A 19,276-nucleotide genomic window follows, 5' to 3' on the forward strand; every position below is an offset into this window, starting at 1 on the left:
TTTACAGAATGTTTTTATGAAGCGATGAATAATGCCCTATTATTTTAAGGATTTAATATGGAATTTGATTATATTATTGTCGGGGGTGGTAGCTCAGGATGTGTTTTAGCGTCAAGATTAAGTGAGGATCCAGCAAATAAAGTATTATTGTTGGAAGCTGGAGGTAGCAACAAATCGCCCCTGATTCAAATCCCATTTTTTACGGTACTAACTATGCCATTTTGGTTAAAGAACTGGCATTATTATACTGAACCACAGCCCGGGCTTAATAATCGACGAGGATATCAACCAAGAGGAAAAGCTCTTGGTGGTTCTAGTGCAATCAATGCTATGATCTATATTCGTGGGCAGCGAGAGGATTATGACGAATGGGCTCAGACTACTTCAAAAGATTGGGCATATGATTCCGTCTTACCAATCTTTAAAAAAATTGAACAAAATTGTACTATCCATGACACTTATCACGGTCAAGAGGGCGAATTATCAGTTAATAATTTAATAAGTCCAAACCCCGCATCGAAAATATTTGTAAAGGCTGGAGTAGCCTGTGGTTACAAGGAAAATCTTGATTTTAACGGGGCTGATCAATTTGGAGTTGGTTTCTATCAGGTCACGCAAAAAGAAGGCAAAAGACATTCAGCAGCGGATGCTTTTTTAGATCCTGTTTTGCCTAGATCAAATCTAAAAGTATTAACAAAAAGTCATGTGTTGAAGTTGTTGATTGATGGTAAGTGTTGCCAAGGGGTTCAAGTCAAGCATAAAGGGAAAGTAATCGAGTTCAGAGCAAATAAAAAGGTTATCTTAAGTGCGGGCGCAATCAATTCCCCACATTTGCTTTTATTGTCTGGAATTGGTCCACGAGATGAGTTATCAAAACATGGGATACATTGTGTTCATGAATTACCCGGGGTCGGAGAAAATTTTCACGATCATCCTGATTATGTACATATCTATAAATCAAAGCACCCAGAACTTCTAGGTTTAAATCCCACTGGCCTATGGGATATGTTCAAAGCATTCCGCTTGTATAAAAAAGATGCTATAGGATTGATGACATCCAATTTTGCAGAGGCAGGAGGCTTTTTATCTTCTAATCATAACAATGCCAGGCCGGACATTCAGTTACATTTTGTTCCAGGGATAGTGGATAATCATTGCCATACTTGGCATTTTTCTAGAGGTATGTCGCTTCATTTTTGTGTATTACGTCCTAAAAGTCGTGGTCGAATCCAATTGAAATCTGCAAATCCACTGCATGCGCCGGCAATAGATCCTAATTTTTTATCCCATGAAGACGACATCGAAATTATGAAGCGAGCTTATAAAATGAGTATGGAAATTATGGAGCATAGCCTTTTCTTTCCTTATAAAGCGAAACCTCTATATCAAGCACGATCAGACGAAGAGCTTATTCATTTAATCAGACAACGTACCGATACAGTTTATCATCCTGTAGGGAGTTGTCGTATGGGCAATGATGAAATGTCAGTAGTGAATCCACAACTTCATGTTCATGGGATAGAAGGCTTGGTTATTGCAGACGCTTCTATTATGCCACAAGTTGTCTCGGGTAATACTAATGCTCCTGCAATGATGATTGCTGAGCAAGCAACTCGTTATATACTGAATTAATGTGAGAACTGAAAAAGTAAGTCAATTTGAAAAGGGGTAAAGCTACTTATATTTTGAAATGATTTATTAAAAAGCATCATACAAAATAATTATTAAGACTGGATAATAACTTTTGAATCTCATTACGGAATGTTCGACATAAGAAAGCAGATTTCTTCTTATGTCGAATATAGAGCTTGAATTAGCTAATTTCTATTCAAGATTAATAGAATAGGAGTAACTTCCAAACCCATCATAAGTGGTATTTATATAGCGAATGCCATTACAGGAAGCACTAACTACAGGGTGATTCATAAATGGACCGTCATTAATATCCAGTACACACCAATTAGCAGTATCGTAAGCCACGGTGACATGAGCATAACCGGCACGACAATCAAAACCATCTCTGATTACAAAACTGCGGGGACCGACAATCTGCAATATGACATCGGAATCATTATAGCCACTTACTACATAAATACCTGGGTGTGTTTTATCACTTAAATGAAAGAAATCTTTATATCCACAAAATGATTCGTTTGCGTATGCATTCATCATTAAAAGACTACTTGCAGCCAGTCCCATCCATTTTTTCATATGAAAATACCTTCTTCTTGTTATTATACAGGGAGTTGAATTATAGGAAATCAATGACTATTAAACAATCATCTTGTTTTTTATTTCCGAAAAATAGCTTATACAAATTACCTGTAGAAAGTTAATTCAGCGATATTGTGTGCTCAATAAACTATGGTGTCTATTGTTTCAAATAGCATAATCGGATACTCTGGAAAATCCATATCATCAATCCCAATGATTTTCTTGAATAAATTAGGATGCGGATATTCAGGAGGAAAGAAAAATGTATTCATCATTTTTTCTAATGAAAGATTTAGGTCGGTTGCCCAAAAAAGTTATTTTTCTTGATTTTGATGGGACTGTTGCTCTACCTGCAATGAAAGCCAATGGTGAGTATGATATTCAGCCGGATGGTTCAATTGGTGCCACGCATCTGGATAAAGAAAAATTCAGAAGTTTAGTACAACGTGCGATTCAGTGTGATATACCTCTCTATTTTGTTAGTGGTCGCCCTGATCTTCAATCTTGTATTGATTTAATGACTGATTTTATTGCGGGTGTCGATGGATTCCATTCTGGTCTTGGAGGATTTAAAAAAGACTCTCTGTTTTTTATTAGCAAAATGGTTATAGAGGAAGGGATGCTTGTTAGAAAGGAAGTAGCAACCAAGGCGCAAGTTATTCAAACAGTACATCAGGAGAAATACAGTTATTTACCTCATGAAGCTATTTTATTGGTCGATGATATTGAAGAGTATTTAAGTCCCGCCAAAGAGTTGGGATATAAGACTTTGTTGGCAAACCCTGATAATTTAAAGCATTTTGCCGAAGTAGAGACTTTTATTACAGAAGGTTTAGAAGCAACAGCCGCATTTAGTATCTGACATGAGTCTGAATGAAATTATGATACATTGGATATCAACGCAAAATATTTTTATGCAGGTGAAACAGTTGGAGATAGGTCTCCAGTTTCATCTTTATCTACTGATTTTGCAGGAGTAATCTTTGCAGGCTCAGCTTCGGCAAATAATCCAAAACGTTTGGTAAGTTCATTAATTTTGGGTTTGGTGTCGACCGAGCTTTGCAAATTATTAAATAATTTTTTCCTGTCCGGTGTATATAAGTAAAGAACTTCCAATAAGGACAAGATACACTGTTTTAAGTAATTCCAGCTGAAATAATCTTCGCGTTTATAATCCAGGATAATTCTTTCAAAATTAGGATTCTTCACCTGAACCGATATTTGTTTTACACGTTCATCTATAGCAAGTGTTTCATTTTCACTAATATCAACCAACTTATTGATAAGTTCCGTCTTTTTTGCCAGGGTTTCTTCACTTTCAAATATGGAATTATTTCGTTCAATAGCCAGGGTTGAAAGACTGAAATAGTTTTTAAATTGAGCTAAAGCAACTCTAACGGCGTCAAGGTGGTAATATTTAACAAAATTATCTTTTTCAAAATTTTTGATTTTTTCTTTAAGTAATTTTTTTATAGTTAAATTAATATCATCTTTAAATTTGGATTTTTTAATAATATCGTCTTTGAATGACAGTAAATATTCTCTGAGTTTAGTGCGATATTCCTTATCAGTATATTGTAAGCCTATATGTCGGTTACACAAGGCATTCATTTGTTTGTTAAATGATTCGGTAGTGTATTCTTCGATATAGAGAAGATCTGCTTTTTCCTGAGTTAATTTTAATTCATTGAGATATTTTAATTTTTCTGTGGCAATATTCGTCTTCATCTGGTAGGTCGCTTTTAAGCCCAGATAGTGATGATAACTTGAGGTAATTAGACTCTTGAGAAGAGTTAATTTGGGTTCATATTCTTTAAGACCTGAATTTAAAAGAGTATCTAACTCATAATCTTTAGGATCTGGGTCGCTATTCGGCGGTAATCGTTTTTGTAGTTTTACTAATTTATATAAAGCCTTTTTATAGGTTTGAATTAATTGTTCTTCAGTGAATTTTATGACCGAAGGTGAGGCAGGCAAAAAACCGCCCTTAAAGTTATTCAAGCTTTGAGTAAGCTCATATAATTTAATGATGTGTTTATAATTTTTTTCTAATTTATCTAAATGTTGAGTTGCACTTTCAAGTTTTTTATTGGTGATTTTTATTCTTTGTTCTATTGGGGCTTTATCACATATCATTTGAATATGTGTTTTTGAATGTAGCTCCAGAGGATGTAATAAACCTTTGTAATATTCATCAATTATTGTTTTTAATGGCCCAGAGATAGTTCCTGGCATCAGGCCTAATTTATCTTCCCACTCATCAGCCTCCATCAACATGGGAGTAAAAATTTTAGATCGGAATTGATCCAGATTATTCATTACTGCGTCATGAGAAGTACTGATAAACTCATTCAATTTATTAGTCATTTCTCTATAGAGGGAGTACATAGCAGGTGTTTGTAAGAATAGCCTGAAATAGGAATTTGAACTTTTAATGATGTTTTCTATAGTAACAGTTCCCTTTTTGGCCTTTAAATGTAATTCATTGAGCTCTTCAGTAGTAAGATAATTTTTATTTCTTAAACTTCTAATATGTTTGGGAGAAATGTAAAAAGCATTGAGTGTATACCAAAGGGCATTGTATTGAATGTCTTTATTATAAGGCACCTCCAGGGGAGATACTTGATAAGCATCACTATGCTCTTGTATTGTTGCAATAAGAGTTTGAGCTTTCTCTAATAACTCACTTCCTATGAGTTTAAAATGAGGATCTTCAGACAGTTTTAAGGCTAATTTCTTAATTTCGTTAATATGATCATAAGCTTTTATTAGATGATAGACATAGATGCTTTCCAAGCTTCGAGTATCTAATTTTTCTAATTGCAGCATAATTTTTTCAACATGATAAAGACTGTTAAATATGCGCTTTATTGCGACAACTTGTTTGCTCTGAGTAAGTTCCTTGTTTTTATCTTCTAATTCAGGGTAGGGAATTCCCGTAGATTTCTGTTGTAATTCAGTCCTCATTGCATTATTAAACAATGAAATGACTTGATTGAGTTCTGTTCTGAATTCAGAAATGTATTTTGAGAAATTGGTATGTTTAATTAAATGATGTGCTCTACTTTCAGTTATTTTGTCATGTTCAAGTTTGGTAGAGCTGTTTTCGCTAGTGAATTTTTCTTGAGCCCATTTTAAATACTGCTTACTCTTTTTATTCCATTGTAAATCAATTTCCGTAAAATAAATTTGAAAATGTTCATCCATCTTTTCAAACAGGTCAACTGCAGGAGCATTATAGACTGATGTATCGTCAGAAAAGGAATGAACAAGAAACTTATCAAAACTTATTGCTGAAGCTCTGAGTTCAGGAGGAATTCCGTTAATAAAATAAGGTTGGAATATATTATACAAATTTCGGCATTTGGCTTTTGTCTCTTTATCAAGGCTATTTAAATGGAGAACTTGTCCTTTTGATTTAGCCATTTTTTGAGTTTGTTTTTTTAATATCTCGATAAATTCGTTATAAGCTTTGTTAGCAACTCTGAATTTTTCTTGTTTGTTTCTATACCATTGATAGAGATCGAGAGCTTGATCAGAGGTTAAATTTTCAGGATTAGTCAGGAGATTATGCCCGTTTTCTAATTTGAATTGGAGTTCTTTTGTTACTCCATTAGCATGATTTAAAGCAGATGCTTCATCTATGGTGAAAACATTTGTTTTTTCACTATATGGGAATAAAGCCAGATTTGTTTGTTTGTGCACTGATTCAATAAGATCTCGATTCAAATCGATATGAAATTGTTGAGTTACTTTCTTTTTAGTGATTAATGTTTGTAAAGCTTCTTTTTGTGCTATCACGAAACTGGCATGATCAGGTGGGAGCTGACCTCTTAGCCAACGCCAGGGTTTGCTTAGAAAAGATGACCAGGATTCTGATCCTTGCAGGCTGTCGATTAACAATATATTGAGATCGACATCCACATTCATCATATAAGGACTTATTATTTTATAATGTGTAATTAGCTGTTTTTTTATTTCCTGGGGTAATTGGTGTATTGGAAGATTATTATAAAGTGGATTATTTAATATTTCATAAAAATTATCTAAAGCTTCTTGTGCTTTTTGAATTTTAAAAAGAGCTTTATTGGCATCATCAATGCGTTTATAAGTTCTTTCCAGTCTTAAAGCAAGGAATCGAGGATCTTCAATACTGAGTAACTCTTCCCCTTTCTCTTTGAAATTGACCGGCTTGGATGCATAATAAATTAAAAGGTCATAAAGTGGTTTGATTTTTTCCATTAATGGAATAGAAAGTGTGCCAGGTTTAAGCATGGCATTGTCTTCAATTTTATCCACTAAGCCAAATAAAGTGGGTAGCACCTCATATTTTAATTGAGCCAAATTATCGCGAATAACATCTTGGGACGAGTCACTGAAATGTCCCATTTGCTCAATAGAGCTTGTAGCTAATGTGATAATATTTCGGATAATATGAATATATTTTAAAACTTTAAGGGATATAAAAAAGTCATTACCCTTTAAGTGTTCCAAGTCGTTAAGTAACTTTAACGCAGCGTTTTGTAGCTCTTCTAACTTTTCATTATTAAGGGTGGGCTCTTTCTCTTTAATTTGTGAAGAATATTTCTGAATATATTGAGTGAGTTGTTCAATATAACCTGGTAATACAGCACTAAATTGAGTGAGGAATTTGTAGTCCCAATCCCCAGGGTTTGGTTGCATTTGTTCTACAGCAATTCCACTAATTTCCCCTAGCTTATAACTTATAGGAAAATCTTTTAGAGATTCTGCCAGTTGCATGGTACTTTCTGAATGTTCGTGAGCAAAGGCCTGGAGTTGGCCAATCACCGGAAGAAGAAGAGCTAATTCTTCTTTGAACATGTCTTGTAAATCAACGTCCAGGTTAGTAATTAAATAACCGGCCTGATAGGCTTGATGAATCGTATTGTTATAAAGTAATTTGAGATCAGAGTAAGTTTTTCGGTCTAATTTACCTATATCAATATTCTCTAAATCCAGGAAAGCTAGACGAGCATGATAAAGTGCATTGATAAGTTTCTTGATTTGGGAAATATTTTCCGGGTCCAGATCAAAATCAGTAAATGGAACCCCGTCTTTATTGATTTTTTCTAAATAGGGCGCAAGTTTAGGATTGAAATGGCCACTCTTTAACGTTTCAATAACTTTAGAATGGATTTTCTCAATTAGTTTGGAAAACTGGTTTTGCTTAAATGATTCTAAAAGCTTTATGTATTCTGAAATCATTATAATATTTAAAAAAATAATTTGGACTATTATAAAGGAAAATGCTTAAGCCAATATTAACATACAATCAGGACTTACGAAAAACCCACGGTTCGCTCACTTTTATTTTTAACCAAATTGAGCAATTTTTTAAAAAACTGTCCCCTTCCCTTAATTTTTGGTTACCTTTAATATTGGCATTTCTTGAGTTATCCTTTTTTAGCAAATTTAGTGTGATGCAGCAAATACGTATCATGCGAAGGAATTCCATTTGGCAAATTTTAAAATGTCTCTAACCATTTTTTTCAATTTCCAAATAGCTCTATATCTATCCAACTATTTGCTATCACTGCTAGTAAGGAAATCATTAAAATATCCTTTATTTCATACATTACTTTAAAAATCAGTTGCGCCTGGATGTCAGCGAAATACATCAGTTGTCTGGATGGAGATGTCTAAATCAAAAGTACGACGAACATTCATAATATAGGCCGCCTAGCGGTCTATATAGTTAAAGGAAAATAGTTTATCCAGAGTTTTGGGGAGGTGAATTTGGATTATTATTCATGTCAAGCACGCCGCTCTCTGAATAGAGAGTTTTCTCCGGTTTGGTCCATCAATGTTTCTGAAGATCTTGTCGGTGAGTTCTTCTTAAAAAAGGTATTGGTATACCCTTGTTCACTGCTCAGCGCAGGAATAAGCACAAGAAGGGTTTTAAGCGATTCTGGGTTGCCTGCTGCATTATCCAACACTGTTTTACCAAAAAAATTTTTAACCTGAACGATATCCAATCTATTTTGTACAGGAATAAGTTCAAGAATGGCTTTAAGGGATTCCGGGTAGCCTGCGGCATAATGCAATACCGTATTATCCCATCCATTTTGAACCTTCACGGCATCCAATCTAACTTGTTCAGGAGTCAGCTCAAGAATGGTTTTAAGGGATTCCGGGTTGCCTGCTGCATCATGCAACACCGTATCACCGTGTTGATCTTTAACCATAACGGCGTCCAATCTATCTTGTACAGGAATAAGTTCAAGAATGGCTTTAAGGGATTTCGACTTGTCCGATGCAGTATGCAATACCGTATTATCCAAATTATTTTTGACCTTCATTGCATCCAATCTATCTTGTACAGGAATCAGTTCAAGAATGGCTTTAAGAGATTTGGGGTTGTTTGCTGCAGTATGCAACACCGCATTACCATAATCACTTTTAACCTTAACTACCCCCAGTCTGTCTTGTACAGGAATAAGTTCAAGAATGGTTTTAAGGGATTGCGGTTTGTTTGCTGCAGCATGCAACACCGTATCACCATATTGACCTTCAATCTTCACTACATCTAGTCTATCTTGTACAGGAATCAGCTTAAGAATGGCTTTAAGCGATTGCGGTTTGTTTGCCGCAGCATGCAACACCGTATCACCATATTGACCTTTAATCTTCACTACATCTAGTCTATCTTGTTCAGGAATCAGTTCAAGAATGGCTTTAAGGGATTGCAGGTTGTTTGCCGCAGCATGCAACACCGTATTACCAAATTCATCTTGAACCTTAACCGTATCCAATCTTTGCTCTTGTGGTATGGATTCCAGTGCTTTGGTTATATACAAGGCATTGTTTGTAAGCACTGCCCAATGCAGAACATTGCCATTGGGGTTGAGTGCTTTGTAATAACTAATGATGGCAGAGGCCAGTGCGTTCACTTGTTCAGCAGTCAGCCATTTGTGTTTGATTAACTCGGCTATATCGTCTAACGTATTATCGGGTTCCGTGAGTTTGATGTTTTTTAATAATTCCTCATATAAGCCAGGGGGGAAATTCATAATCAGACTGATGAATTCAAAGGAGTTTTTGGGTGCAATGCCTTGTATGGCTTTTTTAATGAGTTCTTCAGGCAGTTTGCGATTGCCTGTATCGTCTTGCAGAGGATTAATGTGTTTGTATTTTTTTATTAATTGCTTCAGGCTTTCTTTCGTCATACGAGCCGGTTGATTAAATAGCGTTGTGTTTTGATTGGCTTCTACGACAGCGCGTAAATGAGAGGCTGCTGTCTCAACACAAGTCCCTTTTTTTAGTTCATTATCGAGGATGCTTCCTAAACTGCCATGGCTGCCTTGAGCGTTTCTTAAATGATTTTGTGTTTCGGAAGGCAAGCTTTCCATAAAGGAGTGAAACTTATCAATGGCTTCAACAGCGGCTTGACCTGCGTATTCACTGCCCGTCATCCTCTCGCCACCCAGTGTCAATCCTTTGATTAACAGTTCCAGGGCCTCTTTGGGCGTTGTCCCTTGATTTTTAAAAAGGGCGATATCGTCTTTCAAGGTTCTGAGCGCATGATTATGTTCATACAAGGCATCACAAAGCTCGGGATAGTCTTTCTTTAAGTATTCATATAATTTGACGTGACTGCGTAACGGGATATTTTCTATATTCCGAACATCAAAAATCATCTCCCCGCTTATCACATAATGGGACAAATCCGATAGAAGAGGTTCTTTTTTTAATTTCGATGTGCTTTCCCTTGAATCCAAAACCGGCTCTATGCCTTCCAGTTTCGCTCGTTTAAATGAGCCTGAAATGTCTTGCGAAAGCGATACTTGAAGTTGTTTCTTCACATGTGGAGCTATGATAGCCAGCATGTCGGACATAGTTTGGGGTTTAAAAACAAGTTCTGCTATTTCCCAATAGAGTTGATTGCTTGCGGTAGACGGTATTTGGTCAAAGCCAATGCCATTGGCTGTGCCCTGTGCTCTTTGAGCACATCTCTTGTGAAACGCTTCTTCGAATGTCTCAGGGGTTTTGAGAAGCTCAGATAAATACGCTATCTCGTTCTCTAACTCCAATTGCAGCACACGCTGCTTGACACTGGCATAATCATGGGGTTCTGAAGACTGAGTGTGTGCTAATTGTCTCTTTTCTTCTAATAATTTTTTAATGGCATCGATATTGAGAAAAGGCATTTTGAATTCCCGTCAAATAAGCGCAAATTTTACATTAAAATTATTTTAAAAAAATTAACAAAAAGTTTTTTTTGTAAACTTTTTGATTATTATATTTACGCTTAAGGATAAAATATTTTTGAGATCGTCCAGGGTGTGAGCATCAAGGGTGAGTTTTTGGTTAACTTCTAATTCGACCCCTATATATTCATTGTGACTATACTCTTTGCGTAGAGATGTGGTAAATCCATTACTAGTGCCTTTATAAGGATAATTCATTCGTACCTTAAACTCTGGATAAAGTAGTTTAATTTCCTTTTGCCATTGTTTAGCCAGGATTTTTTCTGAATCTCTCTGTGGGTCATATAAAAAACCTATATCAGCAAAGCGGATAATGTCATTCATCATGGGAGTAAAACTATGTACTGATAAATGCCAAACCTGGAAGTTTTGACTCATAAGTTGGTTAATATGATTTATGACTTGGTTTCGAAAAGGGAAGTAAAATTGATTTAGTATTTTTTCCTTTTCATGTGATGGCAAATTTTTGGTGATTTCAGTAAAGCAATTGGGATGATTGATACTCCTATTGCAATCAACTAACAATCTTGTGCAAGTTGCCTGAAAAAAACCACAAGAATTTGCCTCATGAATTGATTGGGCAATTTCTAATGCCCCAAAATCAATTCCTCGATGAGATTTTAATAATTCTTTATGGGGCGCAAACAAGGTGTGATATTCAGAGGGCACTGAATTTACGGCATGTTCACAACTGATTACAAGGGCTATATTTTTCATAATTTCATGGTGCAAATTGTTCATTGCAGAGCAGGCAATGACTTAATTGTTTATAAACATGTTTCAAGGAGTCGCGATTGGCATTTAGACCACTTGCCTTGAGAATTCGTTCGCTCAAATTTCCTTGACTTAAAATGAACTCTATAGCTAATTGCTGTTTCCTATCGAGTTCATGACTAATTTTTTCAATAAGAAGTGACCATATGGTATTCACTGACATTTCCTGAGTAGGCAATTGCCATTGTTGTAATAGATGTTTATTATCTATTTGAAATGTTAATCCGCTTTTTATTGTTTGATCGAAAACATACTTTAAAATTTTGGTGTCGCATGGATTATCAAGATAAAAATTTGAAGTTGTTTGCCAATATTTTAAAATAGCATTAATTGCTTTTGCTATAGCAATGTCTGCTTCCACACATTCTTGACTGTCAAGAATACGTATTTCAATAGCTCTCATATCAAATTTCGGAATTGCAGCACGAGAGTTTAACCATTGATATTGTAATATTCCTTCGGGATCATAGGGGCTAATATCCTGATACATTGGATTAAGAATTTGTTCTTGGTACTCTCTTTCTGTTCTAATAAACTCAGGGATAATTTCGCCACTTATGGATGGAATACGTTGCTGATTCCGGCTATAAAAATATAATCGTGAATCTAATAATCCAGTAGGTTGCCCATCCAAAAATGGGGTACTGGCTGCTATTGCTGGCAATAAAGGTAAAATCAAACGTATGACATTATGCAATTGACAAAATTCTTCTTCATTAGAATAAGGTAAGTTGACATGCATGCTTTGCAGATTTGCCCAACCATGCCCTTGGCAGTTGAAAATTGTATTAAATTGATTATAGATATCATGGTTACCATGAGGCCAGCGAATGGTTTCGGTGTTGGGATCCATCCAGGGATGTGCTCCTGTAGGCAATAGCAATAAATTATATCGAGTAAGAAGGGGTTGAATATCCGAAATGGTTTTCTGAAAATGTTCCGTAATGGGAGCATACGGTGGTTTAGGACCGTTATTTTTTAATTCAAGCACATGCAATACTAATTCATTGCTTATTGCGATGTCGCCTAATTCTATTTCATTTACCTGATGACCTGCCAAGGCACTTAAGATAAGGTCGCTTTTAGGCTGGACGTTCAAATTATCCTTGTCCACTAACATGTATTCTATTTCTATACCTAAAACAGAAAAAATTGGAAAATCAGACATAACCATGTTTCCTGCGAATCCGTTGTAAAAACACGTTCATAATTTGTTGATACAAGTTTTGACCCAGTATTTTGTCTTCAAGGCCATAATCAATATTAGGATTATCATTAACTTCTATGACGTAGTATTTATTACCATGGCTCTTGATGTCCACACCATACAGGCCGTCACCAATCAACCGTGTGCTCTTTAAAGCTATTTTAATAATAGGCTCTGGTACTTCATGAATAGGGAGGGTTTCACTGTCTCCTTCCTTTTTTTCTTCTGGACAATGCCAATCATAAATTTGCCAGTGGCCTTTCGCCATAAAATACCGACAAGCAAAAAGTGCTTTATTATCAAGGATACCTATACGCCAATCAAATTCGGTGGGAATAAAAGGCTGAACAACCACTAAATCGGAATTTTTAAAAAACTGGTTTAGAGATTTCTGTAAAGATTTTTCATCATCTATTTTAACTACCCCATGAGAAAAAGCACTGTCCGGCTTTTTTAAAACACATGGAAATTCAATTTCAGGTAAGCTTTTATCGTATTTGCTGATAAATATTGTTTCAGGCGTCATGATTTGATGACTGCTTAGGAGTTCAGCAAGATATACTTTATTAGAGCATTTAATAATGGATTGGGGGTCGTCAATAACTACCAGGTTCTCCTGTGAAGCACGTCTCGACAAACGGTAGGTATAGTGATTAACTGAAGTGGTCGCCCTAATGAATAAAGCATCGTATTCTGCGATTGCTTTTGCTTCATTTTTATCAATGATATCAACGTTTAATCCTAACTCCTCACCACATGAAACAAAAAGTTCCAGAGCTTTTTTATTGGAGGGAGCATTAGGTTCAGAGGGATCAACAAGAATTGCCAGATCATGAAATCGTTGCTTTTTACGCCATTGATGAACCCTTTTTTTTGATAAATAATTTTCAGCGGACTGGCGCATGAATTCCAAATGATGTTCAGGTACATCAGATAAAGATAAAGGAGTTACCGTTTTAATTCGCCATTGTTTTTTCTTTTCCAAATAAAAACGAATTAGAGGTAAAGGAAAAAGGCCATGGAGCTGTTTAGCCAAAGTACCATATCTTTTTGCCAAATTTTGACCAAAATATAGACTTAGAACAAACTCATTTCCTTTAATATCATGTAAGCTGTGTTGAATTTCTTCATGAGTATCTTGAGAAATCAATTTGGATAAACTGACATTTAAAACGTCTTGAATACTATGTACAGAGGGCAATGCTTTGTGGTCTCGGGCTTGGGCTAATAGAGACACATAGTAACCAATGGTTTGGTAATTATAAGAGCGGCATAAGTTAATCACTCGGAATGATTTATTTTGGTGATACTCATCACCACTAAGATATTCCAATGCATGTACTATTGGAGCAAGTTCACTTAAAAAAGACCAGCTATCCAGATCATCAGTAACAATAACTGTTTGCATTTATGACTCTTTAGGTTCAATTATGAGTAGATTCGCATCATAAGTTAGTACACCCAGCATTATAGAGTTAATTAAGCGATTGATGCTTACTTTATAATAATTGTTATGAGACAATGGGTTTTCTGCATGTGGATCGGCAACAATTATCAGACGTTTTTTTTCGTCGTAACCACATAATACAACAAAATGCCCACAAGGCTCACCACGAATATCATCGTAAACTGATTTGCCTTCCGGAGTAAAGTATTCTCTTGTACTGCGATATAAGTAGGTGGCACTTAATGCAGTTAAAATGGGGATTTTTCTATTAAAATATTTTTTTAATAAGTCCACATTAAGGGAGTTGGAACGGATTCTGCCACCTAGCCTTAGATAATCTAAATAGGCTAGAGTAGCTTTTGTGATATAGGGGTCATTTTTGTATTTCATCTGAATTTCAAGCTTGCTCATCAAAAAGGAATTATCTACCTCACCATTATGAAACCAGGTCAGGTCGAATATATTCAGGTTGTAGATGTAAACTGTGGTTCGAAATCCATTAAGTAAAGCATGTTTTCCCAACATGGGTGCCAAGGTTCCTCCTGAAAGTGATTTATCTACACCTTGAATGATTTCATTTAATGGCAATTCCAAACCGTAATATAAATAAATGGCGTGTAAGCTGGTTGGGCCGCAGGTTTCATCATCAGGTTGGGTTTCGATTACTAGATCAATCATAGACAAATCCTTGCGGAAAAATAACGCCATTATGATTTAAAATTAGACACCGTCACCCCCTTTGTCAAATAATGTAATAGGTTCAATAATAATTACTTTTTTTGCGCTAACAAAGGTAACGATGTTTAAAGAAAAGAAAGCTTAAAGTATATGATTTTGACTCTGTTATTTTATTACTTTTACGGAGAGCTCAAGAGTGAAATCTGCAATTTCTTCTGCTTGAGTTAAATAATCTGTATAAGCCTTAATATGAACGGACTTATTAATTCGTTCACCAGAATTTTTGGACTCTTCTATCATTTTTTTAACTGTATTGCCTTCTGTACATATAAAATAAACATCTGATTCCGGCCTGCGTAGAAATTGCGCCTGAAACGATTTAAAAGCAAGAGATATTTTGCATTTAGCAAGTTCAGCATGGTAAAAACCATGTAAGCCCCCTGCTATATCAGCTCCAACGGCTAAGGCGCCAAAATACATCGAATTTAGATGGTTACGGCTGCGTCTTATTAAGGGTAAACGAACAATAATCTCATTATCGTTGAGTTTGATTAATTTAGGCTTTAAATGTCCAATCAGTGCCACTTTAAAGTGGCCAAAAAACCATAGGAAGAATTTAAATCGAGTTAATGGACTCATGAGCTTTCCTGAATTTCTAAATTGGTAACGATTTTTTTGACTCCGGGTATCTCATTAACCCGTTTAATAATAGCGGCAACGGATTGTGCATTTCTTACACGCCCTGACAAAGTCACTTCACCATTTGTTGTGGTTGCATTGATTCCAACCAAAGGTATCGACTCATCATCCAATACTTTGGCTTTTAGAACAGCTGCTTCCACTTCTGCTGTTATGAAAGCATCAGTAAATGCGGTGTTGACTTTTTTTATGTGTAGATTATGGGCATGAACTGCCTTTACTCCTTTCGTATTCTTGACAATTCGCAAGGCATCTATGAACGCTTGTTTGTCAGGGGCATAGCCACTTAATGTAACGACCCCATTTTTTGTATCAATTGAGATTTTTAATGGATTCAAGTGCCTGCTTTCAGTAAATTTTGCAGTAATTTTTCCAGTAATAACCGAGTCGCTAAGTTCTTGTTCTATTTTCTGTAGATTGCTGGCATAAAGTGCACTTGCAATAAAAATTAACGCGGTAGCGAAAATTAAATGTATACACTTAGGCATTATAATGCTCTCCTATTATTGCTTCTATATTGAAGCAGAATTTAGAGTCAGAGTATATATTTGGAAGTGAATTACATGAGGTTAATTACATTTGGTTATGGATATAAGTCGTACTTTGGATGATGTCTATTTAATTTTTAATTATAATGTACTTTTCGATATACTTAAACTTTGAACTATATATGGGGATCCTGATGTTGCAGATCTTCCCAGTATAGTTAAGGTAAAAGTCAACTGTGTATTGAGTTCCTCTATGTTTACAGATTGTCTAATGATCCAATAACTCATGCCAGAATAGAGGCCTGCAGAGAGAATTTGAGTGTCAGACTGTAAAGTTGGATGAAGAGTTAATTGCTTTGCGCGTATGTCGTTCATATTCCCACCTAGAAATTCAGTAATTCCACTCCAGGCATTAAGCGAATAATTTTTGCGAACATTGTTAAAATCACTAGGTTTTGTAGTATAGCTTACAGATAAAGTATTCATTAGTGTTTGTTGAGCCCATTGAATGACTCTGGGATTACTATCGGCTTGCAAAACAGGCGAGAAAAGAAGCAATGCGAAAATTAGAGGAACATTTTTAATTGATAATTTCATAATTAAAATTCCTGTTTCTCATCAAATTGAGCAATTTGTTTTATTATTATAGCAGAGATATACTCATGTATTTTTTAAGTCAAATTAACGAATTTTATGCATACTATCAGTATCCGTGGCGCGAGAACACATAACCTTAAAAATTTGGATTTGGATATTCCAAGAGACAAATTAATAGTGATAACGGGATTATCTGGTTCAGGAAAATCATCCCTTGCATTCGATACCCTGTATGCAGAAGGGCAGCGTCGTTATGTCGAATCTTTATCCGCCTATGCTCGACAGTTCTTGTCCATGATGGAAAAACCGGATGTTGATTCCATTGACGGACTATCTCCTGCAATTTCGATAGAGCAAAAAGCTACTTCTCATAATCCGCGTTCTACCGTAGGCACGATTACTGAAATCTATGATTATTTGCGTTTGCTTTATGCCCGAGTGGGGGAGCCGCGTTGTCCTACACACCATATTAGTTTACATGCTCAGACTATTAGTCAAATGGTTGATCAGGTATTGGCTTTGCCAGAAGACAGCAAAGTAATGATTTTGGCACCTGTTGTTCGTGAACGAAAAGGAGAGCATGTCCAACTTCTACAACAATTACAAGCACAGGGTTATGTGCGTGCTCGTATTGATGGGGAGCTTTGTGAGTTGGATTCTCCTCCTAAATTAGGATTGCGCACCAAGCATACTGTAGAAGTGGTTGTTGATCGTTTTAAAGTGCGTTCTGATTTAGCACAACGTTTGAGTGAATCTTTTGAAAATGCGCTTAATTTGGCAGATGGTATCGTGATTGTTGCTCCTATCGATGGTCATTTCAAAGAGCTTTTATTTTCTTCCAGGTTTGCTTGTCCTGAATGTGGTTACAGTTTAAGTGAACTGGAACCCAGGTTGTTTTCATTTAATAATCCTGTGGGTGCTTGTTCTTCATGTGATGGACTTGGTGTGGATCAATTTTTTGATCCTGAAAGAGTAGTGCACGATGCGACTGCCAGTTTGGCAGAGGGGGCAATTAGGGGGTGGGATAAGAAAACCACCTATTATTATAGCATGCTTGAATCGCTTGCTCGGCACTATGATTTTGATACCAATACTCCATTTTGTGATTTAAGCGAAGAAATGCAACGGGTTGTCCTATATGGCAGTGGTCGTGAAATCATAGAATTTAACTATCATAGACCTAATGGAGGGTATATGGTAAAGCGGCATAGCTTTGAAGGGATCATTCCCAATATGCAACGTCGCTATCGCGAATCAGATTCCGGTATGGTAAGGGAAGAACTCGCCAAATACCTATCTTCACGTCCTTGTCAATCCTGTCAGGGAGCAAGATTACGTGAAGAAGCGCGTCATGTGTTTATAGATGATAAAAATCTCCCGGAGATTACCAGTTATTCTATTGAACAAGCCTATGAATTCTTTAAACATTTAAAGTTAACTGGGTATAGAGGTGAAATTGCAGCAAAAATAAATAAGGAAATTGTCGAGCGTTTAGGTTTTCTAGTGAATGTAGGCTTAGATTACTTGTCTTTAGCTCGTAGTGCAGAAACTTTATCTGGAGGAGAAGCTCAACGTATTCGTTTAGCTAGTCAAATTGGCTCAGGTCTTGTAGGAGTAATGTATATTTTGGATGAACCATCTATAGGATTACATCAGCGCGACAATGATCGATTATTGAACACATTAATGCATTTGCGCAACCAGGGAAATACGGTAATCGTTGTGGAGCATGATGAGGATGCTATTAGAAGTGCTGATTTTGTTCTTGATATAGGTCCTGGTGCTGGAGTCCATGGCGGTGAAATAGTTGCTAGCGGGTCGCCGGAAGAGGTAATGAACAATCCTGCATCGCTCACGGGTCAATATTTGGCAGGCAAAGAGGCTATAGAAATTCCAAAAAAACGAATCTTAGTCAATTATGATCGGATGATTCATTTAAAAGGAGTAACTTGTAATAATTTACGAGGTATTGATGTGAGTATTCCTTTGGGGGTGTTGACCTGTATTACAGGAGTTTCTGGTTCAGGTAAATCCAGCCTAATTAATGATACTTTGTATCCAATTGCTGCCAATGCATTAAATAGAGCAAGCTTAATGACTCCTGGTGGGGTTAAAGAAATTTCTGGATTACATCTTTGCGATAAGGTAATTGATATAGACCAGAGCCCGATTGGTAGAACCCCTCGATCTAATCCAGCAACTTACACCGGTTTATTTACTCATATCAGGGATTTATTTTCTGGCACTCCAGAATCGAGAGCTCGTGGATATCAACCTGGCCGTTTTAGTTTTAATGTGAAGGGTGGTCGTTGTGAAGCTTGCCAGGGCGATGGTCTTATTAAAGTAGAAATGCATTTTTTACCTGATATATATGTTTCTTGCGATATTTGTCAGGGCAAGAGATACAATAGGGAAACATTGGAAATTCAATACAAAGGTAAAAATATTCACGAAGTGTTGGATATGACTGTGGAAGATGCCTGCATTTTTTTTGCAGCTATTCCTGTCATTGCCAGAAAATGCCAAACTTTAATGGATGTTGGCTTGTCTTATATCAAATTGGGGCAAAGTGCTACCACCCTTTCTGGAGGGGAAGCACAGAGAATCAAATTGGCTAGAGAATTATCAAAAAGGGATACTGGGAATACCTTGTATATTCTTGATGAGCCAACAACCGGATTGCACTTTCATGACACCAAGCAGTTATTAACTGTTCTGACTCGTTTGCGAGAACAAGGAAATACCATTGTCATTATTGAACATAATCTGGATGTGATAAAAACTGCTGATTGGATAATTGATCTTGGCCCTGAAGGTGGCAATAAAGGAGGACAGGTTATTGCTGCAGGAACACCAGAAATGGTTGCTCAATGTTCTCGGTCTTTTACTGGTCAGTTCTTAAAACAAATGTTATCTCCTGTAGCTGTTATTAGCTAAGCCTAAT

13 protein-coding genes are annotated in these 19,276 nt (G+C 36.2%); 3 read left to right on the forward strand and 10 right to left on the reverse strand.

Annotated elements, in window-relative coordinates; all coding sequences use genetic code 11:
- Positions 1–57: 57 nt before the first annotated feature.
- Entirely contained in the window at positions 58–1,632 is a 1,575-nt protein-coding gene (locus ACZ5EK_RS01980) for a GMC family oxidoreductase (protein ID WP_464431131.1), read from the forward strand.
- 192 nt (positions 1,633–1,824) lie between these two features.
- On the opposite strand, the gene ACZ5EK_RS01985 is transcribed toward ACZ5EK_RS01980, so the two are convergent.
- Positions 1,825–2,211, reverse strand: a complete 387-nt coding sequence (locus tag ACZ5EK_RS01985; RefSeq protein WP_464431133.1) for a hypothetical protein — start codon at positions 2,209–2,211, stop codon at positions 1,825–1,827.
- A gap of 265 nt (positions 2,212–2,476) precedes the next feature.
- On the opposite strand from ACZ5EK_RS01985, the gene ACZ5EK_RS01990 reads away from it, so the two are divergent.
- Positions 2,477–3,076: a lpg0375 family Dot/Icm T4SS effector gene (locus ACZ5EK_RS01990; protein ID WP_464431135.1), complete on the forward strand. Its 600-nt coding sequence runs from the start codon at positions 2,477–2,479 to the stop codon at positions 3,074–3,076.
- 50 nt (positions 3,077–3,126) lie between these two features.
- Here ACZ5EK_RS01990 and ACZ5EK_RS01995 read toward each other — a convergent pair whose 3' ends face one another.
- The 9 genes from ACZ5EK_RS01995 to ACZ5EK_RS02035 form a co-directional block, all read right to left on the reverse strand.
- Positions 3,127–7,440 (reverse strand): protein SdhA, encoded by a 4,314-nt coding sequence (locus tag ACZ5EK_RS01995; protein ID WP_464431137.1) that lies wholly within the window; start codon positions 7,438–7,440, stop codon positions 3,127–3,129.
- Positions 7,441–7,988: 548 nt separating this feature from the next.
- The gene (locus ACZ5EK_RS02000) at positions 7,989–10,382 is read right to left on the reverse strand and encodes a hypothetical protein (protein ID WP_464431138.1); all 2,394 of its coding nucleotides are present in this window, start codon (positions 10,380–10,382) and stop codon (positions 7,989–7,991) included.
- A gap of 54 nt (positions 10,383–10,436) precedes the next feature.
- Complete coding sequence (locus tag ACZ5EK_RS02005; RefSeq protein WP_464431139.1) at positions 10,437–11,159, reverse strand: N-formylglutamate amidohydrolase; 723 nt, start codon at positions 11,157–11,159, stop codon at positions 10,437–10,439.
- 4 nt (positions 11,160–11,163) lie between these two features.
- Positions 11,164–12,384, reverse strand: coding sequence for a glutamate-cysteine ligase family protein (locus tag ACZ5EK_RS02010; protein WP_464431141.1), 1,221 nt, complete (start codon positions 12,382–12,384; stop codon positions 11,164–11,166).
- On the reverse strand, positions 12,377–13,831 hold the full coding sequence (locus tag ACZ5EK_RS02015) for a RimK family protein (RefSeq protein ID WP_464431143.1): 1,455 nt from the start codon (positions 13,829–13,831) through the stop codon (positions 12,377–12,379). Before ACZ5EK_RS02015 ends, ACZ5EK_RS02010 begins: the two co-directional genes overlap by 8 nt.
- Complete coding sequence (locus ACZ5EK_RS02020) at positions 13,832–14,548, reverse strand: C39 family peptidase (RefSeq protein ID WP_464426269.1); 717 nt, start codon at positions 14,546–14,548, stop codon at positions 13,832–13,834.
- 165 nt (positions 14,549–14,713) lie between these two features.
- Entirely contained in the window at positions 14,714–15,187 is a 474-nt protein-coding gene (locus ACZ5EK_RS02025; RefSeq protein ID WP_464431145.1) for a PaaI family thioesterase, read from the reverse strand.
- Entirely contained in the window at positions 15,184–15,735 is a 552-nt protein-coding gene (locus ACZ5EK_RS02030; protein ID WP_464431147.1) for a BON domain-containing protein, read from the reverse strand. Before ACZ5EK_RS02030 ends, ACZ5EK_RS02025 begins: the two co-directional genes overlap by 4 nt.
- Before the next feature lie 141 nt (positions 15,736–15,876).
- On the reverse strand, positions 15,877–16,332 hold the full coding sequence (locus tag ACZ5EK_RS02035) for a hypothetical protein (protein WP_464431149.1): 456 nt from the start codon (positions 16,330–16,332) through the stop codon (positions 15,877–15,879).
- A gap of 96 nt (positions 16,333–16,428) precedes the next feature.
- On the opposite strand from ACZ5EK_RS02035, the gene uvrA reads away from it, so the two are divergent.
- Entirely contained in the window at positions 16,429–19,269 is a 2,841-nt protein-coding gene (gene uvrA / locus ACZ5EK_RS02040) for an excinuclease ABC subunit UvrA (RefSeq protein ID WP_464431151.1), read from the forward strand.
- The last annotated feature ends 7 nt before the right edge of the window (positions 19,270–19,276 follow it).

Source organism: Legionella sp. JM-2024 (assembly GCF_055389095.1).